The following is a 26549-nucleotide window of genomic DNA, read 5'->3' on the forward strand; positions in this document are numbered from 1 at the left end:
TTCTATTATTTTGTCGTTTGCTGCTGTTACTCAGCCGAATACTTTTTGTTTATAAGAAAATGTAAAATTACTCCTTTTTATTAGAAAATATCTTGCAAATTAAGCAATTCCTTACAAAGTAATGTATACTAAGGAAGAGGAGGCGGTTAAATGAAAAGAAATATAGCCTTGTTGCAAAGCGAAAAAATGAAAAAAGTTCAAGCTTTAGCAAACTACTACCAAGAATCAATTGACTTACCGCCTGGAAAAAACCGTGAGGCGGTTATCAAAAAGATTAACGAATCAAAAAAAGAAATTAAAGAAATAAATGATATATTAACAGATATTCAAAAGAAAAAGAAATAAAGGAGTCGTTTGTGATTATCGATGGATTTACGTTATTGCTATTTTTATTTGTCGTCGTTATGTATGGTTACTTTTACTTCGTACGTAAAAGTATTGTAATTCCGGCTGCAAAACATCCTACAACAAAATATCTAGTTGCTTTTTTTAGTTTAATGATTCTGGCCAATGCATTTTCGGCAGGAGATAAAATTGAAATGATTCGAAGTGTGTTATATATTTTGATTATCTTCAGTTTTCTTTACGATGCAAGAGGTTTTGCGGAGAATTGTATTATTACGCATCCTTTTGACAATCGGGGCACGGCCTTTAAAGATATCGAAAAGATTGTCCTTGTTCAAAAACCGAACGGTATTCGTTTAGGGTATTTAAAAAAAGGCAGAAGAGGGGTGGTTTTACGCTTTTCTGCGCCACTAGAAGAAATGGTTCTTTTTCTTTCAACACGGATGAATGAAGAGGCAGAAATTGATATTATTGTTAATGAAGATTAACCATGTTCAGCTCCTAGAAATCAGCTTTTCCCGCGTTAAGTTTTGTCTGAATTTCTTTTGAAAAAAAGAAAGCAATTTTGCTTGTACTTTTGGTAAAATTTGTTATAATTAGTCAGATTAAATTTTGGAAGGAAGTTGTTTCGGTGAGTGAAGAATTTGAAAAGTGTGTCGCTGACTTGAAAAAGAAATATCAAGCAATCCCTGAAGAAAAACGACAACACTTTGCAGAACGTATGCAAAAGAAAAATTTCTTACGCTACAAAAAAATTGAATTAATTAAAGGAGAACTTCTTCGTTTAGAAGCACGACGCGCTCAATTGGAACTTTGCGAACGCAGTTCTGAGTTAGAAGAAGTTGAAAAGAAAATTATTCTTAAAAAGAAAAAATTACTTAAATGTTTTGATCGGTAAGTCAATAAAAATTTAATATAGAAGGGAATGATAGGATGGAATTTACCTTTCTAATCATTGTTTTTGCACTGTCTATTACCTTCTCAAACATATTCAACCGGATTGTTCCCGTCATTCCGCTGCCAATTGTGCAAATTATTGTAGGCGTTCTAATTGGTTTAACTAAAATGGGGCAGGAAATTGAATTTGAGCCTGAAGTGTTTTTAGTAATGATTATTGCACCGCTTTTATTTAGAGAAGGGGAGCTAATCAATCTGAAAGCAATGATGAAAAATTTCGGGATGATTCTTTTCTTGGCCTTTTTTGGTGTGTTAATTACCTTAGTCGGAGTCGGCTGGACCTTGCATATGATTTTGCCTACTTTACCATTAGCCGCTTGCTTCGCTTTTGGGGCGGCTCTAGGGCCAACGGATGCGGTGGCGGTAGGTTCGTTATCAGGTCGAATTGACATTCCTGAACGTTCGATGAACATTTTATCTGGTGAAGGACTCATTAATGATGCATCAGGCGTTACAGCCTTTCAATTTGCATTAGCGGCTTTATTAACGGGTTCATTTTCGCCGGTGGAAGCGGCAGGGACCTTGGTTATTTCCAGCATTGGTGGAGCGGTAGTCGGAATCGTGTTAGTTCTATTAAAACAGCAAATTGTTCATTTACTTGAAACTGCAGTGGCAAAAGATGTTACAGGCTACTTGTTGATTGAATTACTCTTGCCATTTATTGCTTATTTAATTTCAGAGTTGATTGGCGTTTCTGGAATTATTGCCGCTGTGATTGCTGGAATTATGCAAGCGTCTAGTTTGAAAAAAGTTTCGCTTTTTGAAGCAGAGCTGTCAAATGTTGGCGAAAGTATTTGGAGTATGATTGAGTTCACTTTAAATGCCTTAGTTTTCTTATTCTTAGGAATTGAACTTTCTCAAGTGTTTTCGCCAATTTGGATTGACCAACAATATTCAAACTGGTTCCTACTAATGGTTGTTCTAATTATTAGCGCCGTTGTCTTTTTGATTCGTTTCTTAGCCATTTTCAGTGTTTACACGCTTCAACATGGCCTTAAAAAAGTTAAAAACGCAATGAATGAAATGCTGATTTTAACTTTTGGCGGTGTTAAAGGAACAGTGAGTTTAGCCACCATCTTTATTTTGCCAACAGCGATTAACGGCGAGCATTTTAAAGAACGACCGTTATTACTATTCATTACGGCTTGTGTTATTTTGGTGACTCTGATTGGCGGGATTCTAGTTTTACCATTTTTAACTGATTCAGAGACGGAAGTGGAAAATGAAGAGTCAGTCGAAATTGATTTATTACGTGATGTCATTGATGTCTTAAAACAGCAAAATGAAGAGAATCCTCGTGGTGAAATGAATGCGGTCATTGAAAATTATCAAGATCGTTTAAAAGAATTGTATACCGAGCAGCTAAGTGCGGAACGAAAACAAGAAGTGCAAGAGTTGCGGACGTTAATTGTGTCCATTGAACGAGACGGCTTAGAAGAAAGTCTGAAACAAGGAGAAATTAGTGTCAGAAGTTATCGTATGTATCAACGCTTAATTACACGGATGCAACGGTCGATTGCCAAACAATTATTATCGATTGTAGGCTTTTGGTTATTATTTGCTCGACAAATCATTTCGATTCTTTTACATCCTAAGCTATTTTTCAATCGTGATGAAGCTTCTGAAGAAGAAAAAGAATTACGAAATGAAGAACTAGAAAATATTCGCCAAGTTTTTCTAAGAAATTCTCAAGTTATTCTGAAGAGTTTAGATAATTTGCGCGGTGTCTATGATGATGATTTAATTGATTTCTTCATTGACGGACGCTTGGATTTAGCCCATAAGTTTGAAAAAGGCGAATTTATTGATTCGTATATTGTTCATACGGAGACAGACTATGTCAAAGACCTATTATTAGGCTTCCAAGAAGAACGACGGATGATTGATCATTACGAACAATCTGAACGCATTTCAAGTATCGAAGCGAACGAGTTACGAAAAAATGTCAATTTATTAGAGAGTTATTCGATTAGCGGCGAAGTGAATAACGTTCCGCTGAAACGATTTGTTAAAAATTTTAATAAAGAATAAGTAATAGTGTATGAGATGAAACCAAGACGATTTTTATCTCATGCACTTTTTTTATAATCCAATTTTTGATACAATAAGCAAGACCAAAATAGAAGGAGTTGGTAGTGTCGGTGAAAGAATTAAAAGTAACAGATTTAACCAAAACATATGGGGAAAAAACACTATTTGATCATCTTTCTTTTTTGATTCATGAAAAAGATCGCATTGGTTTAATTGGGATTAACGGCACAGGGAAAACCAGTTTATTAAATATTATTGCAGGCGTAGATAGCGGTGATGGTGATCTTGCTGCGATTCAGCAGCCAAGTGATTATCAAATTGGGTACCTTTCCCAGAATCAAACATTTGACGAGAATATTACGATTGCAGAAGCCGTGTTTCAGGGAGACAGCCCGATCATAAAAGCAGTCAAAAATTATGAATTAGCGTTAGCTGCTTTAAGTGAGAATGGTTTAGACGAAGGGGTTCAAAGACGTTACACGCAAGCAGAAGAAGCCATGAATAAACAAGATGCTTGGACAGCAGATACCAATGCAAAAATTATTTTACAAAAATTAGGCATTCCCACATTGGAAAAGAAAATAGGGGAGCTTTCTGGTGGGCAGTTAAAACGAGTAAGCTTGGCGCAAGTCTTAATTGAAGCGCCTGATTTACTGTTATTGGATGAACCAACGAACCATCTGGATTATGAAACGATTGAATGGCTGGAAAACTTTTTAAATAACTATCGTGGTGCGGTTTTAATGGTGACCCATGACCGCTACTTTTTAGATCGAGTAACCAATCGGATTTTCGAACTTTCTTTTGGAAAACTGTATGAATACAAAGGAAACTATGAAACGTATGTGATGGAAAAAGCCGAACGTGAACGTGTCGCTGTAGAACAAGAAGAAAAAAGAAAACGCCTCTTCAAACAAGAACTTGCATGGATGCGAGCAGGCGTTCAAGCACGAGGAACGAAACAACAAGCAAGAATTGATCGGTTTCAGGATTTAAAAGAAAACTTGCATCAGGTACAAACCAATGGCACCTTAGAAGCAGACTTTGCCACGCAGCGTTTAGGGAAAAAAGTTCTGGAAATCAAGGAAGGAAATTATGCCATTGATCATAAACAGCTTTTGAAAGACTTTAATTTACTCATTCAAGCAAACGATCGAATTGGCATTACTGGTAAAAACGGTGCAGGCAAATCCACGTTATTAAATATTTTAGCTGGACGCATTCCTTTAGAGAGTGGCCTATATAGTATCGGTGAAACCGTCCGAATTGGCTATTATACCCAGCAAAACGAAGAAATGGATCCTAATCAACGGATGATTGCTTATTTGCAAGAAGCAGCAGAAGAAGTGAAACGAAGTGATGGAAGCAGCGTTGGGGTCGCTGAAATGTTAGAGCGCTTTTTATTTCCTCGTTTTATGCATGGCACACTGATTGGCAAACTGTCTGGTGGAGAAAAACGCCGGTTATATCTCTTAAAATTATTAATTAGTCAGCCTAACGTGTTATTATTGGATGAGCCAACCAACGATTTGGACATTGATACGTTGACCATTTTAGAAGATTATATCCAAACGTTTAAAGGAGCGGTAATTGCGGTTTCTCATGACCGTTATTTCTTGGATAAAACAATGGATAAATTGTTAGTTTTTCAAGGAAATGGTCAGATCCTATCATTTTATGGCACGATGAGTGAATATTTGGCGAACCAAAAAGAACAAGAAAAGGTCAAAGAAAAACCGCTTAATAAACCATTAAAAGAAGCATCGACAGAAAAGAAAGAAAAAACAAAGCTGACTTATATGGAACAAAAAGAGTGGGCAACAATTGAAGAAGACATCACACAATTAGAAACGAAATTAGAAACATTAACTGAAGAAATGAATCATCAGGGTGATGATTTTGTTCGTTTACAAGAATTGCAAGAAGCAGTAACAGCAACGGAACAATTGTTAGAAGAAAAAATGAATCGTTGGGAATACTTGAGTGAATACGCGGATTAAGAGACGGAGGGAATAAGATGGAAGAAGCATACTTAGCGCTAGGAAAAAAGATTTTAGAAGAAGGTCATTTTAAAGAAGACCGTACAGGAACTGGGACGTATAGTTTATTTGGCTATCAAATGCGTTTTGATTTGGCCAAAGGATTTCCCTTACTAACAACCAAACGAGTACCGTTTGGCTTGATTAAAAGTGAGTTATTGTGGTTTTTAAAAGGCGACACGAATATTCGCTATTTGTTAGAGCGAAATAATCATATTTGGGATGAATGGGCGTTCGAACGTTACGTAAAAAGCGCAGATTATCAAGGACCAGACATGACGGATTTTGGGCATCGTGTCTTACAAGATCCAGCGTTTGCAGAACAATACAAAGAAGAACATCAAAAGTTCTGTGACACCATTTTAAATGATGCAGAGTTTGCAGAAAAATATGGTGAATTAGGGAATATTTATGGTGCGCAATGGCGTCACTGGGAAACCAAAGATGGTAGCTTTATCGATCAATTAGCTAATGTGATTGAAATGATTAAAACCAATCCTGATTCTCGCCGTTTAATTGTTTCTGCTTGGAATCCAGAAGATGTGCCTTCAATGGCGTTGCCGCCTTGTCACACTATGTTTCAATTTTATGTAAATGAAGGAAAATTAAGCTGTCAACTTTATCAGCGCAGTGCCGATGTTTTTTTAGGTGTTCCTTTTAACATTGCAAGCTATGCTTTATTGACACATCTAATTGCACATGAAACAGGTTTAGCAGTGGGGGAGTTTGTACACACGCTAGGAGATGCCCACTTATATCAAAATCATGTGGAGCAAATGCAAGAACAATTATCACGAGAAGTTCGTTCTTTTCCAACGCTCGTTTTGAATCCAGACAAGGCTTCTGTTTTTGATTTTGATATGGAAGATATTAAAGTAGAAGGCTATGACCCACATCCAACGATTAAAGCGCCGATTGCCGTATAAAAAAGGAGAGAGAAGCTATGTTAGCAGCCATTTGGGCCCAAGATGAACAAGGAGTGATTGGTAAAGAAGGCAAATTGCCTTGGCATTTACCCAACGACTTGAAATTTTTCAAGGAAAAAACAATTCATAATACATTGGTCTTAGGACGTGCAACTTTCGAAGGTATGGGATGTCGTCCGTTACCAAATCGAACAACGATTGTTCTTACCAGTAATCCGGATTACCAAGCTGAAGGCGTTTTGGTTATGCATTCCGTAGAGGAAATTCTTGCGTATGCTGACAAGTATGAAGGCGTGACCGTTATTGGTGGAGGTTCTGTCGTTTTTAAAGAACTGATTCCCGCATGCGATGTCTTATATCGGACGATGATTCATGAAACATTTGAAGGCGACACCTTCTTTCCAGAAATCGACTGGTCTGTTTGGGAAAAAGTTGCCACTGTTCCCGGCATCGTGGACGAGAAAAATCTCTATGCACATGACTATGAAACGTATCATCGAAACGATAAATAATAAAATGAAGGGAGGCATGAGCAATGCCGACATTGAAAGAAAAAATTATTCAAGAGAGTCAACGTTTAGGCATCGATAAAATCGGCTTTACTCATGCTGAACCATTTATTGAATTAGAAGATTCTCTGCATGAACAACGAGAGCGAGGATATAACTCGGGGTTTGAACATCAAAATGTGGAAGAACGAATTTACCCAGAAAAAACGTTTGAGCATCCTAAAAGTATTATCTCCATTGCTTTAGCTTATCCCACCAAAGCTCAGGGAAAAATGCCTAGAGATGAAAAGCGTGGACAATTTGCGCGAGCCTCTTGGGGAATTGACTATCATCACATTTTGCAGGATCGGTTGCAAAAATTAATTGCTTTTATTGAAGAGCAAGCTGCCACTGAAGCAGAAAAAGAACACTGGCGCTTTCGGCCGCAGGTGGATACTGGCGAATATGTTGACACCGCTGTTGCTCAGCGGGCGGGTTTAGGATTCATTGGTAAAAATGGTCTACTGATTACCGAAGAATTTGGTTCCTTTGTATATTTAGGTGAGGTGACCACCAATATTCAATTTGAACCAGATGAACCTGTTCCAAATGGTTGCGGTGATTGTACTCGTTGTATCACAGGGTGTCCTACAGGGGCTTTGTTAGGGGACGGTCGAATGAATGCTCAAAAATGTTTGTCTTATCAAACGCAAACAAAAGGCATGATGCCTGAAGAGTATCGGAAAAAAATGCGTAACGTTATTTATGGTTGCGACATTTGTCAGCTGGTTTGCCCTTATAATAAAGGAAAAGATTTTCATTTTCATGAAGAGATGGAGCCAAAGATTGAAGAAGTTTATCCCAAATTGGCACCGTTATTAACTATTTCCAATAAAGAGTTTAAACAGCAATTCGGACACTTAGCAGGCTCTTGGCGTGGTAAAAAACCATTGCAACGGAATGCCTTGATTGCGTTAGCGAATTTGGGCGGCCGTGAAGCTATCCCACAAATTATTCTCTGTTTAAATGATCAGCGTCCTGTCATTCGCGGAACAGCTGCTTGGTCGTTAGGTCAGCTCGCAAAAAGAGAACCTGAGCAAAGTTTAGAAGCTTTAAATTATCTACTTTCTGTAGAAACTGAAGAAGAGGTTATCGAGGAAGCTCAAAAGGCTATTCACTTGTTAACAAGCAAAAAAGGAAGCCGCTCAACGGAGTGACTTCCTTTTTTTATTAAATATGATTGCGATATAAACCAACAACTTTACCTAAAATTGTAACGTTATCTAAAAGAATAGGCGCTAATGCATCATTTTCAGGCTGCAAGCGGATATGATCTACTTCTCGGAAGAATCGTTTACAGGTTGCTTCATCTTCATCGGTCATTGCGATTACGATGTCGCCATTATTGGCGTTCGATTGCTTACGAACAATCACTTGGTCGCCATCTAGAATACCTGCGTTAATCATACTTTCTCCTCGAATCGTCAACATAAATAAAGCATTTTCTTCTGTACGTAAATCAGGAGGTAACGGGAAGAAATCTGATGCTTCTTCCACCGCTAAAATTGGTTCACCAGCAGTTACGACACCTAACATCGGAATAGTTGTCGGTTGAATCCCGATCTTTTCCAAGCCTTCTGGTGTTAATTCGATTGCTCGCGGTTTTGTTGGGTCACGTAAGATTAGACCCTTTTTTTCAAGACGAGCTAAATGTCCGTGAACGGTAGAAGTTGAGGATAAATCAACAGCCTTCCCAATTTCGCGAACGGTTGGCGGATAACCCTTTAATTCGACTTGTTCGTATATATATTTAAGTACTTCTAATTGTCTTGTTTCTGTACGTTTCGCCAAAACCCGCACCTTCTTTCAATTGATAAAATTAGTGTACCATAAAATGCGAACGAAATCAAACAAGCGTTCGTGTTTTATAAATATCAGAATATAGTTGTTTTTTTAAGGCAGTTCTTATAATATAGACAGTGAGAGTAAGGAGGGATTTTGATGTTATCGAAAGAAAAAATTGCCCGTATAAATGAATTAGCGAATAAAGCAAAAGTGGAAGAACTTAGTGCGAAAGAAAAAGTCGAACAACAAGAATTACGTAAAGAGTATTTAGAAGCATTTCGTGGAGGGATGCGTCACCATATCGAAGGAATGAAGGTCGTGGATCAAGAAGGGACCGATGTGACTCCTGAAAAACTAAAACAAATTCAACGTGAAAAAGGACTTCACAACAGAAAGTAATTGCTTTCATTGTCGAAATAAGCTACACTATGAATAAAGGTAAAAAAAACCTAAATTAGGAGATGATTTTTTTGTTTGACAAGACAGATCAATTGGGCGTTAATACAATCCGGACATTAAGTATTGAAGCCGTACAAAAAGCGAACTCAGGACATCCTGGTTTACCAATGGGTGCTGCCCCAATGGCGTATGCACTTTGGACAAAACATTTAAAGGTGAACCCAACAACTTCTAGAAACTGGGTTGATCGTGATCGTTTTGTACTTTCAGCAGGCCACGGCTCTGCAATGTTGTACAGCTTATTACATCTATCAGGATACAACGTAACAATTGACGATTTGAAAAATTTCCGTCAATGGGATAGTAAAACACCAGGGCATCCAGAAGTGCACCACACAGATGGTGTTGAAGCAACAACAGGACCTCTAGGACAAGGGATTGCTATGGCTGTTGGTATGGCAATGGCTGAAGCGCATTTAGCTGCAACTTATAATCGTGATAGTTTCCCTATTATGGATCATTATACGTACGCAATTTGTGGTGATGGCGATTTAATGGAAGGTGTTTCTCAAGAAGCAAGTTCAATGGCTGGTCATATGAAATTAGGTAAATTAATTGTCTTGTACGATTCAAATGACATCTCATTAGATGGACCAACTTCTAAAGCCTTTACTGAAAATGTTGGGGCTCGTTATGAAGCATATGGATGGCAACATATTTTAGTTAAAGACGGCAATGATTTAGATGAAATAGAGGCTGCGATTGAAGCGGCTAAAGCTGAAACAGATAAACCAACACTGATTGAAGTTAAAACAGTCATCGGTTACGGAGCACCAAAAGAAGGAACATCTTCCGTTCACGGCGCGCCAATTGGTGAAGAGGGCATTACAGCGGCTAAAGCTGTTTATGGTTGGGAATACCCTGACTTTACTGTGCCAGAGGAAGTCGCTGCTCGTTTTAAAGAAACGATGATTGACGAAGGCCAAAAAGCAGAAGCGGCTTGGAATGAGATGTTTAAGAACTATGAACATGCGCATCCAGAATTAGCCAAACAATTTAAAGAAGCTTTTGCCAACCAATTACCTGAAGGTTGGGAACAAGAATTGCCTAAATATGAACTAGGAACAAGTGCCGCAAGTCGTGTAACAAGTAAAGAAACGATTCAAGCTATTTCAAAAGTTGTTCCAAGTTTCTGGGGCGGTTCAGCTGATTTATCTGCCTCAAATAATACAATGGTTGCTGCAGAAAAAGATTTTGAACCTGGTCAATACGAAGGCCGTAATATTTGGTTTGGTGTTCGCGAATTTGCAATGGCTGCAGCAATGAACGGGATTCAATTACACGGTGGTAGCCATGTTTATGGCGGGACATTCTTCGTCTTTACTGACTACTTGCGTCCAGCAATCCGTTTAGCCGCTTTACAAAAAGTTCCTGTAACTTACGTCTTAACGCATGACTCTGTTGCGGTGGGTGAAGATGGGCCAACACACGAACCAATTGAGCAATTAGCAAGTGTTCGTTGCATTCCAAATGTTCATGTGATTCGTCCAGCAGACGGCAATGAAACTGTTGCTGCTTGGAAAATTGCTATGACTTCTACGGAAACACCAACTATTTTAGTTCTAAGTCGTCAAAACTTACCTGTTTTAGAAGGAACGTTAGAACACGCTTCTGATTCTGTTCAAAAAGGTGCTTATGTATTGTCACCACAAAAAGGTGAACAACCATCAGGGATTTTAATTGCGACTGGTTCTGAAGTAAATCTAGCAGTGGAAGCACAAGCTAAATTAGCGGAAGAAGGCATCGATGTATCTGTCGTGTCAATGCCAAGTTTTGATTTATTTGAAAAACAATCTGCTGAATATAAAGAAAGTGTGTTACCTAAAGCTGTGACAAAACGTGTGGCGATTGAAGCTGCAGCAAGCTTTGGTTGGGAACGCTATGTAGGAACAGAAGGCAAAACAATCACAATTGATCACTTCGGCGCTTCTGCACCTGGCGGTCTAGTTCTTGAAAAATTCGGCTTTACTCCTGAAAATGTGGTTAATACCTATAAATCACTATAAATAAAGATTAAAAAACCTGAATGCTTGTGATAGCATTCAGGTTTTTTTGCTTCATTTCTTTTTGGGAGCAAAGAGCATAAAGTGAAAAAATAATGCGAACAATTGGAACCCAATACCAGTTAAAGTAACACCAGACCAACCATAGTTTTGCCACATTAATGTACCAATCAATGAACCCAGTGAACCGCCGATGAAATAGAAAAACATAAAGACGGTATTGTTACGATTGCTGGCTTCTTCTCCCAAATTTTGGACGCGTGTTTGATTGGCTACTTGCCCAAATTGAGTACCGATATCTAAAACAATAATTGCTAAGATTAGTAAGACCACATGTGTTCCACCTAGAAAAAGTAAGATAAAACTACCGAACTGCATCAACAGGCCAATCAAAACAATCTTCCGCTCTGGATAATAATCGGATAGACGACCAATGATGGGTGCTACGAATGCTCCCGATAAACCAAAAATTGCTAAAATACCGACTTCTTTCGGTCCCCAATAATAAGCTGGACTACTAACAAAGAAAATTAATGTAGACCAAAAGATTGAAAAGGTTGCAAACATAAAAAAGCCATTGACAGTTGCTTCTCTTAACAAAGGTTGCGATTTGATTAGCTTAGGAAGACTTTTCAAAGAACCTAAATAAGTTAATCGATTTGAAGTTTGAGTATGTATCACTGTTTTGGGCAATTTTAATTGAAGTAGAACGACCAATGCTAACACGAATATTACGGCGATTAGGTAGACTGTTCGCCAAGAAGCTGCACTAGCAATGAAACCCGAGATCGTTCGAGACAATAAAATCCCTGTCAATAGTCCGCCAAGCATTCGACCTGTTACTTTACCACGGTTCGCTGGCCCCGCCATGACCGCTGCATAAGGAATAATGATTTGGGCGACAATAGAGAGCAACCCAATAAAAAAAGAAGAGAGTGCAAACAGGAGAAAACTTGGTGCAAAAAACGCAGCACTTAGAGACAGCGAGGAGAGCGCAGCTACTCGAATGATTAATTTGCGGCGATCAACGACATCGCCTAATGGAACAAGAAAAAGTAAGCCTAGCGCATACCCTAATTGGGTCAGCATAGTAACAAAACCAATAGAACCAATACTGACTTGAAAGGCCTGAGCAATTTGGGTGCCAATTGGTTGAATATAATACATATTGGCGACCACGACCCCGCAAGTTAACGCTAATAAAAACGTCACTTGATTTGTTAAACCCGATTGTTGTTTCTTCATCTAACCACCTACATTTCTATGTAATTCATTTTGTAATACAACAACTACTCGGTAATAGTTGTTTTGACTACAAAAACAGACTTCTCTTATAAAGTTTGTTCAAAAAGTGACAAGTCCATTAAAAAGTTTATCACAATAAATAAAGAAAAGTAAGAGGATAAATAACAAAAATCTCATCAAAATGAAAAGAAGAAGTGGTTGTTTTCACAAGTGTGAAGAGGGTTAATTAAATACAAACAAGATTTCAATTACATTACAGAAATTTTAAAACTCAAAATTTAATACGTTTATTTCTTGTTTCAATAGGAAATTAACGGTAAAATAGAAAAGTGAGACAGTGAGGAGGAAAAATGAATGAGCGAACAGTTAACAAGAAGTAGTAAACATATTCAAAAAGCTCTTAAAAAGCAAAAAGCTTATAAACGTGCTACCGCCGTTGCGGGGACTTCAATGATTTTAGCACCTGTGGTTGGTGCTGCGGTACCTGCCCAAGCAGAATCAAGCCAGCAAGCATTTATTAATGAAATCGGAAATTCAGCAGCAGCCGTTGCCAATAGCAATGATATGTATGCTTCCGTCATGATTGCTCAAGCGTTGCTAGAAAGTAGTTATGGTAGTTCTGGGTTAGCATCTGCACCGAACTATAACTTGTTTGGTGTAAAAGGAAGTTATAATGGACAATCTGTTTATATGCCAACAAAAGAATATTTAGACGGACAATGGGTGACCGTCACAGCAGCATTTAGAAGTTATAATTCTTATGCGGAATCGTTCCAAGATCATGCCAATGTTATTCGTTCCACTGCTTTTGGGGATACATACCATTATTCAGGCGTTTGGAAGAGTAATACTAGCAGTTATCGCGATGCAACAGCCGCTTTAGCTGGAAGTTATGCAACTGATCCAGGCTATGCCGAAAAATTGAATTGGTTAATTGAAGCATATAATTTAACTCAATATGATTGGGGAGCACCAGTCGCTCAAACCACTAGTTATTCAGATACAACGGGAACCGTTGATACAACAATCGATACAGCGGCTTCTGCAACAGCAACAGCAGAAACTGTGGCTAGTCAAAGTTACACTGTCGCAAACGGCGACACATTGTGGGACATTGCTGCACGTTTTGGAACGACAGTTGATAATTTAATGTCACTAAATGGATTAACATTGGATTCTGTTTTATCGGTGGGTCAAACCATCCAAATCGGTTAATTTTGCAATTATTTAGTTGAAGAAGGACCTTACAAAAGCGGCAGTTTTTGTAAGGTCTTTTATCGTGAAAATAGGTAGGGCTAGCAGCAATTATTGGATGAGTATAATCCGTTTTTTTATTTAATTTTTCACAAACTAAAATTCGTTTTTCTGGTAGAAATCGTTTTTTTGAGCTATGCTTAGAGAAAGAATTATTATATTGTTTGTAAAATTGGAGGATGTAGGATTATGACTAAAGGTTATGTAAAATCAGTAACAGAGTTAATTGGTCAAAGCCCAGTTGTGAAATTAAAACGGATGGTACCAGAAGGAGCTGCAGATGTTTTTGTTAAACTAGAGTTCTTTAATCCTGGTGGCAGTGTGAAAGATCGAATTGCTTTAAGCATGATCCAACAAGCCGAAGCAGATGGTCGCCTAAAACCTGGACAAACGATTATTGAGCCGACTAGTGGTAATACAGGCATTGGGTTAGCAATGGTAGGTGCTGCGTTGGGATATCCAGTTAAGATTGTGATGCCAGATACTATGAGTATTGAACGCCGCAAATTAATGCAAGCATATGGGGCTGATCTATTATTAACCCCTGGTGCCGAAGGAATGAAAGGGGCAATTGCAAAAGCTACAGCATTAGCAGAAGAACACGGGTACTTCATGCCTTTGCAATTTAATAATCCAGCTAATCCAATGGTACATGAACAAAAAACAGGAAAAGAAATTGTTGATGTCTTTGGTAAACGTGGCTTAGATGCGTTTGTTTCTGGTGTTGGCACTGGAGGAACCGTTACAGGAGTTGGCCATGAATTGAAACGGATTTTTCCAGATATTGAAATTGTTGCAGTAGAACCAACGGAGTCGCCTGTTTTAGAAGGTGGCGAACCAGGTCCACATAAAATCCAAGGAATAGGCGCTGGTTTTGTCCCAGAAGTTTTAGACACCACCGTTTATCAAAAAGTTGCCGCTGTTTCTAGTGAAGACGCATTAGAAACTGCTCGTTTAATGGGGCCAAAAGAAGGTATCCTTGTGGGGATTTCAGCAGGGGCAGCAATTAAAGCTGCCATTGATTTGGCAGTCGAATTAGGCGCAGGCAAACGTGTCTTAGCGCTGGTTCCAGATAACGGTGAACGTTATCTTTCGACAGCTCTTTACGAATTTCCAGAATAAAAAACACGCCAAAAAACGAGCATTTCTCTTAGTTTAGTAAAATGCTCGTTTTTTCCACGAGAATCCTACAATAATTCTTGTCAATCGTAATAAGAAATAGTATTATTTAAGAAAGATAGACAGGGGAGGGATACAAAGATGGACAACGTATTGGTTAAAAATGCACTTGCTGAATTAAAAGAAGCCAATATCCGAATTACTCCGCAACGTTATGCTATCTTGGAATATTTAATCGAAAATCATACACACCCAACAGCTGATGAAATTTATCGCGCACTAGAAGATCATTTTCCAAATATGAGTGTAGCAACGGTTTACAACAATCTACGTTTATTTACTGAAATCGGTTTCGTTCAAGAAATGAGTTATGGCGATGCATCTAGTCGTTTTGATTTTAGTTCGAAGAAACATTATCACGTGATTTGTCAAAAATGTGGTAAAATCGTTGATTTTCATTATCCAGGGTTAGAGGACGTTGAAATGGCCGCTAGTAAATTAACAGGCTTCGAAATTAATGAACATCGTTTAGAATTATATGGATTATGTCCAGATTGCCAACAAGCACAACAGGAGAATGTGTAAAAAATTACATACTGTTAAAAATTTATCAAAAGATAAGTCACTTGTCTAGGCAAATTTCACAAGCGTAAGAGTTTTCACTCTTATGCTTGTTTTTTTGTGTGGTTATTGACTTTTAAATTCTTAAAAACAAAAAATTAACTAGCTATTATTAAGAATTAGCAACAGTTTGTGAATTTTTTTATATGCGATTCACAAGCATAGAACTCGAATAAGCTTGATTCCTCTGATATATTTTAAACAGACAGAGGGAGACGTCACCTCTGCAAAACAAAGATTGTGAAAGAAGGGATTTACAACATGAAAGTCGTAGTCGTAGGATGTACCCATGCTGGAACTTCAGCAGTTAAAAGTATTTTAGCAAATCACCCGGAGGCGGAAGTCACTGTATATGAAAGAAATGACAATATTTCCTTCCTATCTTGCGGAATTGCCTTGTACGTTGGAGGCGTAGTTAAAAATGCTGCTGATTTATTTTATTCAAATCCAGAAGAACTGGCTTCTTTAGGAGCAACAGTGAAGATGGAACACAATGTTGAAGAAATCAACGTGGACGACAAAACTGTTACAGCGAAAAACTTACAAACGGGCGCAACTGAGACCGTTTCTTATGATAAATTAGTAATGACAACTGGTTCTTGGCCAATTATTCCACCAATTCCAGGAATTGATGCTGAAAATATTTTATTATGTAAAAACTATTCACAAGCCAACGTGATCATCGAAAAAGCGAAAGATGCCAAACGTGTCGTTGTCGTTGGTGGCGGTTATATTGGTATTGAATTAGTAGAAGCTTTTGTAGAATCAGGTAAACAAGTTACTTTAGTTGACGGGTTAGACCGCATTTTAAATAAATATTTAGATAAGCCATTCACAGATGTTCTAGAAAAAGAATTAGTTGATCGTGGCGTTAATTTAGCTTTAGGTGAAAATGTCCAACAATTCGTAGCAGATGAGCAAGGAAAAGTAGCAAAAGTCATTACACCAAGTCAAGAATTCGAAGCAGATATGGTGATTATGTGTGTTGGTTTCCGTCCAAATACAGAATTATTAAAAGATAAAGTTGACATGTTACCAAATGGTGCAATCGAAGTCAATGAGTATATGCAAACAAGCAATCCTGATATTTTTGCTGCGGGTGATAGTGCAGTTGTTCACTACAACCCAAGTCAAACAAAAAATTATATCCCATTAGCAACGAATGCTGTTCGTCAAGGTATGCTAGTAGGTCGTAATTTGACTGAACAAAAATTGGCTTATCGTGGCACACAGGGAACTTCTGGTTTATATTTATTCGGTTGGAAAATTGGTTCAACAGGTGTGACAAAAGAAAGTGCCAAATTAAACGGACTAGATGTCGAAGCGACTGTTTTCGAAGATAACTATCGTCCAGAGTTTATGCCAACAACTGAAAAAGTTCTGATGGAATTAGTCTATGAAAAAGGAACACAACGCATTGTTGGTGGTCAATTGATGTCTAAATATGATATCACACAATCTGCCAATACTTTATCATTAGCGGTCCAAAATAAAATGACTGTCGAAGATTTAGCGATTTCTGATTTCTTCTTCCAACCACATTTTGATCGCCCTTGGAACTACTTAAACTTATTAGCCCAAGCCGCTTTAGAAAATATGTAATTAATAATAGAAAAAGGATGAAGAACAGAAGTTCTTCATCCTTTTTGTTAGTCACTAAGCGCTCCAGTTGTTTGGTTCATTAATGCCATTAATTGCTCTTTCGTTGTTCGTTTGATAGAAAGAGAGGGGAGATTATCTAAAGAAAAATAAGCACAATTCGAGGTTTCAATGTTTTTTTCAAAGGGATGATTTTCTAGAATGTCACAAGAAAAGATCATTTTATAGTACTGAAATAGTTGAGGAATGTCTTTTCGTTTATCTGTATCATAAACAGCAAGCAATTCTTTTGCTGTAACAACTAAGCCAGTTTCTTCCAATACTTCTTTTTCAATATTTTCTTTAGGAGAGCAGCCAATTTCGGCATAGCCACCAGGTAATGACCATTCTTTGGTCCGTAAATCTTCAACTAATAAAAAACGATTCTCTTTTTTTATCAAACCGCGAACATCTACTTTCGGTGTTGGATAACCTTCTTCTTTAGTTAAGATTTTTTCTAAGTCGGGCAAGACAGTCGCTTCGTGTCCGGTTGCGCTAATAAGTTGTAACGTAAGTTCTCGTAGTTCTTGGTAACGTTCTTGATCAAAAGCATCTTTCCCGTAAAAAAGACCAGCATCTGCCAATGCTAGCAACCGCTTATAAGTGTTCAGATAATCCATATACGCACGCTCCTCATAGACTTAATACGTTTAGTTTAACAGAAAAAAATAAAGAAAGGGCAGATTTAGCGAGAAAAGGCGTCGTTTTAAGGAAATAATAAAGAATAAATGACTAACTTACATTTTTAAACTACCTATGCTATTATTTAATAAAAAAGATTGGGTATACAATAATTTTGTTATGTAAACAAAGCAAAAAGATTGACGTCATTCGCTAGACAGGTTAATATCATACTATTCGTTTTTACGAATCATTGGGTTTTAAGCGCCTTGAGGTTTTTCCGACATTATGGGACGCTTGGAATCCTTGTTTAATTTTAATTAAACAGTTGATTTAATCTACAAAGGAGTTTTAGTATGTCAGTATTTATTAGAGAGTGTACCGTCGCAGACGTACCAGAATTAGAGGCCATTTGCCAAGAGACTTTTGCAGATACTTATGGAGATGGCGAAAACGAAGAGGATTTACAGGCACATTATGAGAGGAAATTTAGTCCAGCAGTTTTAGAAAGCGAAATCTTACATAAAGATTCGCAATATTTCTTTGCTTTTTATAATAATGAACTTGCAGGTTATGTGAAATTAAATCACGGTGATGCTCAGATTACCTATCAACATCCACAAGCGTTACAAGTTGAGCGCATTTATATTCGTAAATCTTTTAAGCGTTTAGGCTTAGGCAAACATTTGATTACGAAAGCAATTGAATTAGCAGAAGAAGCAGAAAAAGAGACGGTTTGGTTAGGTGTTTGGGAACATAATCATCCAGCGCAAAAATTTTATCAATCGTTAGGCTTCGTCAAAACAGATGAACATGATTTTTATATGGGAAATGAACGCCATACCGATTATACAATGACGAAACAGTTAAAAGAGTCAACGTAAAGCAAAAACAAGGAAACGGACGCAATGAAGCCGACGATTCCTTGTTTTTTTATCTTAAAATTGTGAAGGGGATTTTCCATAATATTTTTTGAATAATTTACTGAAATGATAGGCATCTTCGTAACCAACCGTTTTTGCCACTTCTTTGACACTTAGGGAATCATTTTTCAGCAATTCTTTCGCATGGTTTAAGCGGATTTGAATTAAATAATTGATTGGCCCAACGCCTGTGGCCGCTTTAAAGGTTTTCGACAAATAAGTCGGGGTCACATATAGCATTTCAGCTAACTGTTCCAAAGTAATTTCTTCGTCATGGTGCGTTTCCAGATAATAAATCGTATGATTGACTAAATTTCGTTTTCTTTTTTCCGTTTTCGATAGCCGAGTTTCAATTTTATTTTCTTGATCAACTGCTAAGCTTCTTAAAATATAGACCAATAGTTCAATAACTAAAGCTTTAATTTGTAACGCTGATTCAACTTCTTGATGGTTTAATTCATGAACAATTTGCCAAGCTTTTTCTAAAAAAGCACCATGTAAATGACTTAAATCTAATAAAGCTGATTTATTTGGAAATACGTTTCGCGCTAAGCCTTCTAAATAGAGATTTGAAATGCCAATGTGTAGTTGATGTGAGTAAGTTCCTGCTTTTTGTTGCTCACCATGTTCCGTTCGCGGATTAAAAAGAAACACTGTACCAGCAGTGGCATGGTACTGTTGCCCTTGAACAATATATTCAGATTCACCTTCTAAAAGAATAGATATTTCCAGAAATTCATGATGATGACAATTATAAGGGTGGGTCTCTTCGTTCCAAGGATCAAAGGCATATAAAATTTCAGGATTAAACGTTCGACTATTTGTGTAGTTCATAAAAAATCACTCCTACTTGTATCCGCTTTCTATACTATATTGTACATCAAAATATACAAGAATGCCCATTTCTTTTCCTATAAAAAAACAGTAATCTTATACACGTCCATAAAAACAAGAGAGAGTAGGGGAGAAAATGAATAGTTTTGAATGGATTTGGCAATATGCTAAAAAAAATAAGAATAAGTTACTGCTAGCTGTTATTTTTGTCGTTATTAACGCTATTTTAATTGTTATTATTCCATTGTTATCTGGCAGAATTGTAGACCAAGTAATCAATCAGGGGAAAACTGAAGAGCTTGTCCCAATTCTTGGGATTATGATTGGAGTGACCGTTATTCGGACAGTTGTTCGTTATAGTTATCAAGTCTTGTTTGAATCGGTTGGACAATCTGCGTTATTTGACTTAAGAAAAGATATGTATGTCAAACTTCAAGAATTAGATTTTGATTTCTTTAATCATACACGTGTTGGCGACATTATGGCGCGAATGACAGGGGATACAGACGCTATCCGCCATTTTGTTTCTTGGGTCACTTATAACCTCTTAGAATGTATTTTATGGTTCATCGCAGCCGTGATTGTGATGGGGACGATCAATTGGCAATTGATGCTAGCATTAATTTTAATTACACCTTTGATTTTTCTGTTAACACAAAAAATGTCGAAGGAATCGCATCCGGTATTTTTTGAGATCCGGGAAAGTTTTTCTCGGCTAAATTCGATGGTCGAAGAAAATATTGGTGGAAATCGGGTGGTTAAAGCTTTTTCTCAAGAACCTTATGAAATTGAAAAGTTTAACAAGCACAATGAAGACTATAAAAAATGGAATATGGCTTCTGCAGATGTCTCAAAAAAATATTTACCGTGGTTAGACGGTTTTGCAGGTAGTTTAAATGTTATTGCCTTAGTTCTTGGTGGCCTCTTTGTAATTCAAGGTCGGATGACAATTGGTGATTTAGTGGCCTTTAACGGTTTTCTCTGGATGTTGAACATGCCGATGCGAATGAGTGGCTGGTTGATCAATGATGTGCAACGCTTTACGGCATCGTCCATTAAAATTCGTCAGTTATTAGCAACGAAACCGAAGATTCCCATTGCTCGGGAAAAAGAAGCAGAACCAATCCAAGGCTATGTGACGTTTGATCACGTGTCCTTTCATTTTTCAGATGATCCAGAAACCCCCATTTTATCGGATGTTTCATTTTCAGCAAAACCTGGTGAAACAATTGGTATTTTAGGGGAAACTGGTTCAGGCAAAACCACTTTAGTTAACTTAATCGCTCGGTTCTATGATCCAACAAAAGGCACTGTTTATATTGATGGAAAAGATGCTAAAAGCTATTCTGTTCGTAAATTGCGAGAAAATATCTCCATGGTTATGCAAGATGTCTTTCTTTTTTCCAATACAATAGAAGATAACATTGCTTTTGGTAACACATTGGCTAACTTGGAACAAGTGCAAATGATGGCTGAAATTGCTGATGCCCATAGCTTTATTTCCAGAATGCCCGAAGGTTATGCAACAATTGTTGGTGAACGCGGCGTTGGCCTATCTGGTGGCCAAAAACAGCGGATTTCACTGGCCCGTGCCTTAACCAAAGATCCAGCTATTTTAATTTTAGATGACACAACTTCCGCTGTTGATATGGAAACAGAATCAAAAATTCAAAAAGAACTAGGTCGTTTGACGGAAAAGAAAACGACATTTATTATTGCCCACCGAATTTCTTCTGTGAGAGAGGCCAATTTAATTTTGATGATGGAAAAAGGCCGTGTGGTGGAAAGCGGTACGCATAGCGAATTAGTCGAACAAAAAGGCAAATATTTTGACGTATATCAAAAACAATTAGGTCTGACAAAGGAAGGTGAGTCGCGTGGCTAGAAATACGTTTGATGTGGATGAGACTTTAGAAAAAGAATTTAATTGGTCTCATTATAAACGATTAGGCGCCTATATTAAGCCTTACAAAAAAGCTGTTTTTAAAACATTATTTGTCATCATATTAGCTAATCTGGCAAGTATGTTAGGCCCTTACTTTACTAAAATTGCGATTGACCAAGTAATTCCACAAAAGAATCTCTCGTTACTCTTGATACTAGGGGCTATTTTCCTATTTTCCTTGGTGATTATTGGTTGGTGTATGCGTTATCGAATATATGCCATCACAGAAATTGGACAAGATATTTTAAAAGATATGCGTTTTTCAATTTTTGAGCATCTACAAAAATTACCATTTTCTTACTTTGACAGTCGGCCGCATGGAAAAATCTTAATTCGGGTGGTCAATTACATCAATACGTTAAGTGATTTATTAAGTAACGGATTGATCAATTTAATTTCTGATTTATTTAATGTGATTATTACCTTAATTTTCATGTTATTTATTGATGTGAAATTAACCTTATACAGTTTACTGCTATTGCCTGTGTTGTTCGTGATGGTTCTGTTTATCCAAGGGAAACAACGGAAAGCTTACCAAGAGCTTAGCAATAAACAATCAAACTTAAATGCCTATATTCATGAAAGTATTTCAGGAATTAAAATTACACAATCTTTTGCACGAGAAGATGAAAATTTCCAGATTTTTAACGAGGTAAGCGAAGAATATCGTCAATCCTTTATGAAAGCTGTGCGTGTCCAGTATTTATTATGGCCAGCAGTGCAAAATATATCCGTCATTACGACTTGTTTTATCTATTTCGTAGGAATCCGTCAATTAGGTGTGTCCGTTACCACTGGGACGCTAATTGCTTTTATCGGTTATATCAATAACTTTTGGAATCCAGTCATCAATATTGGTAACTTCTACAATTCTCTGATTACTGCAACTGCCTATTTGGAAAGGATTTTTGAAACGATGGATGTTGTTCCAGAAATTCAAGATGCGCCGCACGCTATTGAGTTGCCGCCAATTAAAGGAACCGTCGACTTTCAGCATGTTTATTTCCGTTATGAAGAAGGAAAAAATATTTTGACCGATGTTAGTTTTCATATTGAGCCAGGACAAACAATCGCCTTGGTTGGGCCAACAGGTGCGGGTAAAACAACAATCATCAATTTGTTAAGTCGTTTTTATGATGTGAATGAAGGGGCCGTTAAAATTGATGGTTATGATGTTCGCGATGTGACACTCCGTTCGTTAAGAAAACAAATGGGGGTAATGCTTCAAGATACGTTTATTTTTTCAGGAACGATTATTGAAAACATTCGGTACGGAAATTTAGCAGCCACAGAGGAAGAAGTCATCCAAGCCGCAAAAATTGTTCGTGCGCACGACTTTATCAAGGATTTAAAAGATGGCTATGAAACAGTTGTGGAAGAGCGGGGTAGTACACTCTCGGCAGGACAACGCCAATTAATTTCATTTGCTCGTGCTTTACTGGCAGATCCCAAAATTTTAATTTTAGACGAAGCAACCTCCAGTATTGATACAAAAACAGAAGAGTTGTTACAAGAAGGACTACAACAACTTCTAAAAGGACGGACATCGTTTATTATTGCTCATCGGCTTTCTACCATCAAAAATAGCGATAAAATTTTCTATATTGATGGTGGTCGTATTGTGGAAGAAGGATCTCATGATCAACTAATGGCAAAACATGCGTTATATCATCATTTATATCAATCGCAATACGACTTATTAAAGAGCTAGATGATAAAACAGAGAAAATTCTTAGTTGAATCTTTCTCTGTTTTTCTGTATCGTAACCTTAACAAAGGAAAAAATGATGAGGTGCCAAATGAATCGGAATTTTGAAGTAGAATTAACAACATTATGTATGATTAGAAATCAGAAAAATGAAATCCTTGTGCAAGAACGACAAAAAAAGGATTGGCCTGGTTGGACGTTCCCTGGCGGACATGTTGAAAAAAACGAGGGCATGGAAACAGCCATGGTTCGCGAACTCCTTGAAGAAACAGGATTAGTGCTGAAGCCACAATTAGTAGGTGTTGCAGAATGGCTGAATGATTGTTCAGGTGCGCGGGAATTAGCCACATTATTCATTGCAGAAACAGCGGATGAACTACCAGAAGAAACGGAACAACCCTTGTTTTGGGTCACTGAAAAAGAATTGCGAGAAGGTCCTTTAGCTGGCAGTTTAGCAGAACTTTTCCCAGTATTTTTTGGCGAAAAGCAATTTTATTTTAAAAATAATACAGCTTAATGATTCAAACCTAAAAGATTAAATCAATCCCACTTATTAAAAGAGAGGAAATCTAAAATTAAACATTGCTATTTATAAGTAATGTTTGCTATTCTTAATAAAAGGGAATTAATTTTTTATATAATGAGGGGGAAAAAGTGTGTTAAAAAGAAAAGTGGGGATTATTACAGGCGTTTTCTGTTCAGCTTTGTTACTGACAGGTTGTGGCAAAAGTGCGAAAGATGAGTTCATTCAAGGGATTGGCAATCAAAACGCACAAGAATCTGGGGTTTGGGATTTCTCTATGTCAATTAGTGACATGAAATTTTCACAAGAAGATAGTGCACAAACGAATCCTATGATTGGGATGCTCATCACGCAAATCAAAGACGCATCGCTTTCTGGGAAGATTCAAGTAGATGCCAAAAAAGAAAAAGCATTCAACTTAGAGATGAAATTAAAAGCGATGGGAATGGATGTACCGATTTCATTGGTTGGATCATTAGATAACGAGGGCAAAGAGCCAAAACTCTATTTAGCAACAGATATGATGGAATATATTGTCGCTGTCGCAGACTCAATGACTGACGGTGCTATCGATAGTTCTCAGTTAGATACAGAAAAACTAAAAGGAAAATACATTGATCTTTTAGCCATGAACGAGGAAAGTACGAAAGAATGGCAAGATACAATCAAAGAGTATCAAGAATCGGAAAAAGAACGAAAACAGTCTGCTAAGGAATACAAAGAGTTTTTAGAAGGATTAGACAAGGATACGTTCGAGAAAAAAGGGGACACCATTACCCATACGTTTACAAAAAAAGAATTACAAAAGTTAATCAAAATTACGACAGAAACATCTGAAAAAGGTAAAGAACAAGATCCTTTCGAAAAAATCAAAGATGTTTCTGCCAAAGTTTCTGTTAATACAAAAGAAAATAAAACAAATATGTTGATTAATGTGAAACCGCAGCAAGACAAGAACGTTGACATGGGACTTGAATCATTATCTAGTAAAATTAGCATTACACAAAAAGCCAAAAAAGCGACGATTTCAATGCCTAAGAAAGAAAATATTTTATCAGAACAAGAAGTTGAAAAAATATTTTCCGATAGCACCTCTATGACAGGTCTATCCACTGAAGACACGACTGTTGCGATCAATCAATAACGCTGAATGACCAATAAAAACGGCCGCTCAAAAAAAGTAACGAAAGACCTAGCATGATTGGGATGCTAGGTCTTTTTTGAATAAAAAAACAGCATTTTAGTTTTCTTTGAATTATTGGTTGTTATTTTTGGTGGTGTAAACAGTTTAAAGTTAATACATTTGTTTTTGATTTAAATTCTACTGCTATTTTTAATCATTCTATTAAATAACAAATGTTTTTGAGTGTTTTTAAGCATTATTTTTGTTATGCAGAGTGGTTTTTTTATACAATGAGTATAATTTTAGATGAAGGAGTGTTTTAGGTGAAAAATCAACATTTAACTACGTCACAAGGAAGTCCAGTTGGCGATAATCAAAATTCGCTAACTGCAGGAGAATTTGGTCCTGTCCTAATCCAAGACGTTCATTTATTAGAAAAATTAGCTCATTTTAATCGTGAGCGCGTACCAGAACGGGTTGTTCATGCCAAAGGTGCTGGTGCTCATGGAATTTTCAAGGTGAGCCAATCAATGGCACAATATACTAAAGCCGATTTTTTATCTGAAGTTGGCAAAGAAACACCTTTATTCGCTCGTTTTTCAACTGTAGCTGGAGAGTTAGGTTCATCAGATACATTGCGTGATCCTCGCGGTTTTGCGCTTAAATTCTATACAGACGAAGGAAATTACGACTTAGTTGGCAATAATACGCCCATTTTTTTCATTCGTGATGCAATTAAGTTTCCAGATTTTATTCATAGCCAAAAAAGAAATCCACGGACGCATTTGAAAAGTCCAGAAGCTGTTTGGGATTTTTGGTCTCATTCACCGGAAAGCCTTCATCAAGTAACAATTTTAATGAGTGATCGTGGCATTCCGTTGTCGTTCCGTCACATGCATGGTTTTGGTAGCCATACATTCAAATGGGTCAATGCTGCTGGAGAAGTATTTTTTGTTAAATATCACTTCAAGACGAATCAAGGAATCAAAAATCTAGAGAGTCAATTAGCAGAAGAAATTGCTGGGAAAAACCCCGATTTCCATATTGAAGATTTGCATAATGCAATTGAAAATCAAGAATTTCCTTCTTGGACATTATCTGTGCAAATTATCCCGTATGCAGATGCGTTAACAATGAAAGAAACACTTTTTGATGTAACAAAAACGGTTTCTCAAAAAGAGTATCCGCTGATTGAAGTTGGCACGATGACTTTAAATAGAAATCCAGAGAATTATTTTGCAGAGGTTGAACAAGTAACCTTTTCACCAGGGAATTTCGTTCCTGGTATTGAAGCTTCTCCAGATAAATTATTGCAAGGACGTTTGTTCGCTTATGGGGACGCGCATCGTCATCGCGTGGGCGCTAATAGTCACCAATTGCCGATCAACCAAGCAAAAGCGCCTGTAAATAACTACCAAAAAGACGGCAATATGCGTTTTGACAATGGCAATAGCGAAATTAATTACGAACCAAATAGTTATACTGAAACACCAAAAGAAGATCCTACGGCGAAAATTAGTTCTTTTGAAGTTGAGGGAAATGTTGGTAATTATAGCTATAATCAAGATCACTTTACACAAGCAAACGCTTTGTATAATTTGCTGCCAAGCGAAGAAAAAGAAAACTTAATTAACAATATAGCGGCATCTTTAGGTCAAGTGAAAAATCAAGAAATCATCGCGCGTCAAATTGATTTGTTCACTAGAGTAAATCCAGAATATGGAGCACGTGTCGCACAAGCCATCAAGCAACAAGCATAATTTATATAACGTACGTGACAAAACCAGTCTAGATAAACTAAAGACTGGTTTTGTTTGCTTTTCAATGCTTTCTACTCTACTTTGTATAATGTATATTATGTAAACTAGAATAAAATAAAAAACTTTAGCCGATAAATTGCAC

At 37.2% G+C, this 26549-nt stretch carries 24 protein-coding genes and 1 pseudogene; 21 read left to right on the forward strand and 4 right to left on the reverse strand.

Annotation, left to right across the window (positions count from 1 at the left end; translation table 11 throughout):
* Positions 1 to 150 precede the first annotated feature (150 nt).
* The 8 genes from IGL36_RS06490 to queG all read left to right on the forward strand — a co-directional run bounded on the left by IGL36_RS06490 (position 151) and on the right by queG (position 8003).
* Positions 151 to 345 (forward strand): hypothetical protein, encoded by a 195-nt coding sequence (locus IGL36_RS06490; protein WP_002357574.1) that lies wholly within the window; start codon positions 151 to 153, stop codon positions 343 to 345.
* 11 nt (positions 346 to 356) lie between these two features.
* A complete protein-coding gene (locus tag IGL36_RS06495) occupies positions 357 to 833 on the forward strand; it encodes a hypothetical protein (protein WP_002398295.1) in 477 nt (158 codons plus the stop codon).
* A gap of 77 nt (positions 834 to 910) precedes the next feature.
* Positions 911 to 1243, forward strand: a complete 333-nt coding sequence (locus IGL36_RS06500) for an ACP phosphodiesterase (RefSeq protein ID WP_002357572.1) — start codon at positions 911 to 913, stop codon at positions 1241 to 1243.
* A 35-nt stretch (positions 1244 to 1278) separates the two neighbouring features.
* Positions 1279 to 3333, forward strand: coding sequence for a cation:proton antiporter (locus IGL36_RS06505; RefSeq protein WP_002398296.1), 2055 nt, complete (start codon positions 1279 to 1281; stop codon positions 3331 to 3333).
* A gap of 110 nt (positions 3334 to 3443) precedes the next feature.
* Entirely contained in the window at positions 3444 to 5333 is a 1890-nt protein-coding gene (locus IGL36_RS06510) for an ABC-F family ATP-binding cassette domain-containing protein (RefSeq protein ID WP_002398297.1), read from the forward strand.
* A 17-nt stretch (positions 5334 to 5350) separates the two neighbouring features.
* Positions 5351 to 6298 (forward strand): thymidylate synthase, encoded by a 948-nt coding sequence (locus IGL36_RS06515; RefSeq protein ID WP_002398298.1) that lies wholly within the window; start codon positions 5351 to 5353, stop codon positions 6296 to 6298.
* A gap of 17 nt (positions 6299 to 6315) precedes the next feature.
* Positions 6316 to 6810, forward strand: coding sequence for a trimethoprim-sensitive dihydrofolate reductase (gene dfr / locus IGL36_RS06520; protein ID WP_002365665.1), 495 nt, complete (start codon positions 6316 to 6318; stop codon positions 6808 to 6810).
* A gap of 23 nt (positions 6811 to 6833) precedes the next feature.
* On the forward strand, positions 6834 to 8003 hold the full coding sequence (gene queG, locus IGL36_RS06525) for a tRNA epoxyqueuosine(34) reductase QueG (RefSeq protein WP_002365666.1): 1170 nt from the start codon (positions 6834 to 6836) through the stop codon (positions 8001 to 8003).
* Positions 8004 to 8016: 13 nt separating this feature from the next.
* On the opposite strand, the gene lexA is transcribed toward queG, so the two are convergent.
* A complete protein-coding gene (lexA, locus tag IGL36_RS06530; RefSeq protein WP_002357566.1) occupies positions 8017 to 8637 on the reverse strand; it encodes a transcriptional repressor LexA in 621 nt (206 codons plus the stop codon).
* Between the two features lie 150 nt (positions 8638 to 8787).
* Between lexA and IGL36_RS06535 the strand changes: the two genes are divergently transcribed.
* On the forward strand, positions 8788 to 9030 hold the full coding sequence (locus tag IGL36_RS06535; RefSeq protein ID WP_002384502.1) for a DUF896 family protein: 243 nt from the start codon (positions 8788 to 8790) through the stop codon (positions 9028 to 9030).
* A gap of 71 nt (positions 9031 to 9101) precedes the next feature.
* Positions 9102 to 11096 carry a transketolase gene (gene tkt / locus IGL36_RS06540; RefSeq protein WP_002380305.1) on the forward strand — a complete coding sequence of 665 codons (1995 nt, stop codon included), beginning with the start codon at positions 9102 to 9104 and terminating at the stop codon, positions 11094 to 11096.
* Positions 11097 to 11147: 51 nt separating this feature from the next.
* On the opposite strand, the gene IGL36_RS06545 is transcribed toward tkt, so the two are convergent.
* Entirely contained in the window at positions 11148 to 12338 is a 1191-nt protein-coding gene (locus IGL36_RS06545; RefSeq protein ID WP_002357563.1) for an MFS transporter, read from the reverse strand.
* 354 nt (positions 12339 to 12692) lie between these two features.
* Between IGL36_RS06545 and IGL36_RS06550 the strand changes: the two genes are divergently transcribed.
* The 4 genes from IGL36_RS06550 to IGL36_RS06565 all read left to right on the forward strand — a co-directional run bounded on the left by IGL36_RS06550 (position 12693) and on the right by IGL36_RS06565 (position 16934).
* On the forward strand, positions 12693 to 13553 hold the full coding sequence (locus IGL36_RS06550; RefSeq protein ID WP_002357562.1) for a glucosaminidase domain-containing protein: 861 nt from the start codon (positions 12693 to 12695) through the stop codon (positions 13551 to 13553).
* Between the two features lie 228 nt (positions 13554 to 13781).
* Entirely contained in the window at positions 13782 to 14714 is a 933-nt protein-coding gene (gene cysK / locus IGL36_RS06555) for a cysteine synthase A (protein ID WP_002357561.1), read from the forward strand.
* A gap of 138 nt (positions 14715 to 14852) precedes the next feature.
* Positions 14853 to 15296: a Fur family transcriptional regulator gene (locus IGL36_RS06560; protein ID WP_002357560.1), complete on the forward strand. Its 444-nt coding sequence runs from the start codon at positions 14853 to 14855 to the stop codon at positions 15294 to 15296.
* A gap of 297 nt (positions 15297 to 15593) precedes the next feature.
* Positions 15594 to 16934 carry an NADH oxidase gene (locus IGL36_RS06565; protein WP_002361833.1) on the forward strand — a complete coding sequence of 447 codons (1341 nt, stop codon included), beginning with the start codon at positions 15594 to 15596 and terminating at the stop codon, positions 16932 to 16934.
* Positions 16935 to 16981: 47 nt separating this feature from the next.
* Here IGL36_RS06565 and IGL36_RS06570 read toward each other — a convergent pair whose 3' ends face one another.
* Positions 16982 to 17590, reverse strand: a complete 609-nt coding sequence (locus IGL36_RS06570; RefSeq protein WP_002357557.1) for an NUDIX hydrolase N-terminal domain-containing protein — start codon at positions 17588 to 17590, stop codon at positions 16982 to 16984.
* A 233-nt stretch (positions 17591 to 17823) separates the two neighbouring features.
* Here IGL36_RS06570 and IGL36_RS06575 point away from each other — a divergent pair.
* A pseudogene (locus tag IGL36_RS06575) lies at positions 17824 to 17928 on the forward strand (GNAT family N-acetyltransferase); the annotation flags it as partial.
* A 19-nt stretch (positions 17929 to 17947) separates the two neighbouring features.
* The gene (locus IGL36_RS06580) at positions 17948 to 18475 is read left to right on the forward strand and encodes a GNAT family N-acetyltransferase (protein WP_002357555.1); all 528 of its coding nucleotides are present in this window, start codon (positions 17948 to 17950) and stop codon (positions 18473 to 18475) included.
* Between the two features lie 54 nt (positions 18476 to 18529).
* On the opposite strand, the gene IGL36_RS06585 is transcribed toward IGL36_RS06580, so the two are convergent.
* Positions 18530 to 19348, reverse strand: coding sequence for a helix-turn-helix transcriptional regulator (locus IGL36_RS06585; RefSeq protein ID WP_002357554.1), 819 nt, complete (start codon positions 19346 to 19348; stop codon positions 18530 to 18532).
* Positions 19349 to 19484: 136 nt separating this feature from the next.
* Here IGL36_RS06585 and IGL36_RS06590 point away from each other — a divergent pair, with 136 nt between their 5' ends.
* The 5 genes from IGL36_RS06590 to IGL36_RS06610 all read left to right on the forward strand — a co-directional run bounded on the left by IGL36_RS06590 (position 19485) and on the right by IGL36_RS06610 (position 26407).
* Positions 19485 to 21233 (forward strand): ABC transporter ATP-binding protein, encoded by a 1749-nt coding sequence (locus IGL36_RS06590; protein ID WP_002357553.1) that lies wholly within the window; start codon positions 19485 to 19487, stop codon positions 21231 to 21233.
* Complete coding sequence (locus IGL36_RS06595) at positions 21226 to 23004, forward strand: ABC transporter ATP-binding protein (protein WP_002360293.1); 1779 nt, start codon at positions 21226 to 21228, stop codon at positions 23002 to 23004. The genes IGL36_RS06590 and IGL36_RS06595 overlap by 8 nt, the downstream gene beginning before the upstream one ends.
* Before the next feature lie 88 nt (positions 23005 to 23092).
* The gene (locus IGL36_RS06600) at positions 23093 to 23518 is read left to right on the forward strand and encodes an 8-oxo-dGTP diphosphatase (RefSeq protein WP_002385906.1); all 426 of its coding nucleotides are present in this window, start codon (positions 23093 to 23095) and stop codon (positions 23516 to 23518) included.
* A 139-nt stretch (positions 23519 to 23657) separates the two neighbouring features.
* Entirely contained in the window at positions 23658 to 24668 is a 1011-nt protein-coding gene (locus IGL36_RS06605; RefSeq protein ID WP_002357550.1) for a hypothetical protein, read from the forward strand.
* 302 nt (positions 24669 to 24970) lie between these two features.
* Complete coding sequence (locus IGL36_RS06610; RefSeq protein ID WP_002398299.1) at positions 24971 to 26407, forward strand: catalase; 1437 nt, start codon at positions 24971 to 24973, stop codon at positions 26405 to 26407.
* Positions 26408 to 26549 lie beyond the last annotated feature (142 nt).

This window comes from Enterococcus sp. AZ011, assembly GCF_050548355.1.
GTDB lineage: Bacteria > Bacillota > Bacilli > Lactobacillales > Enterococcaceae > Enterococcus > Enterococcus faecalis.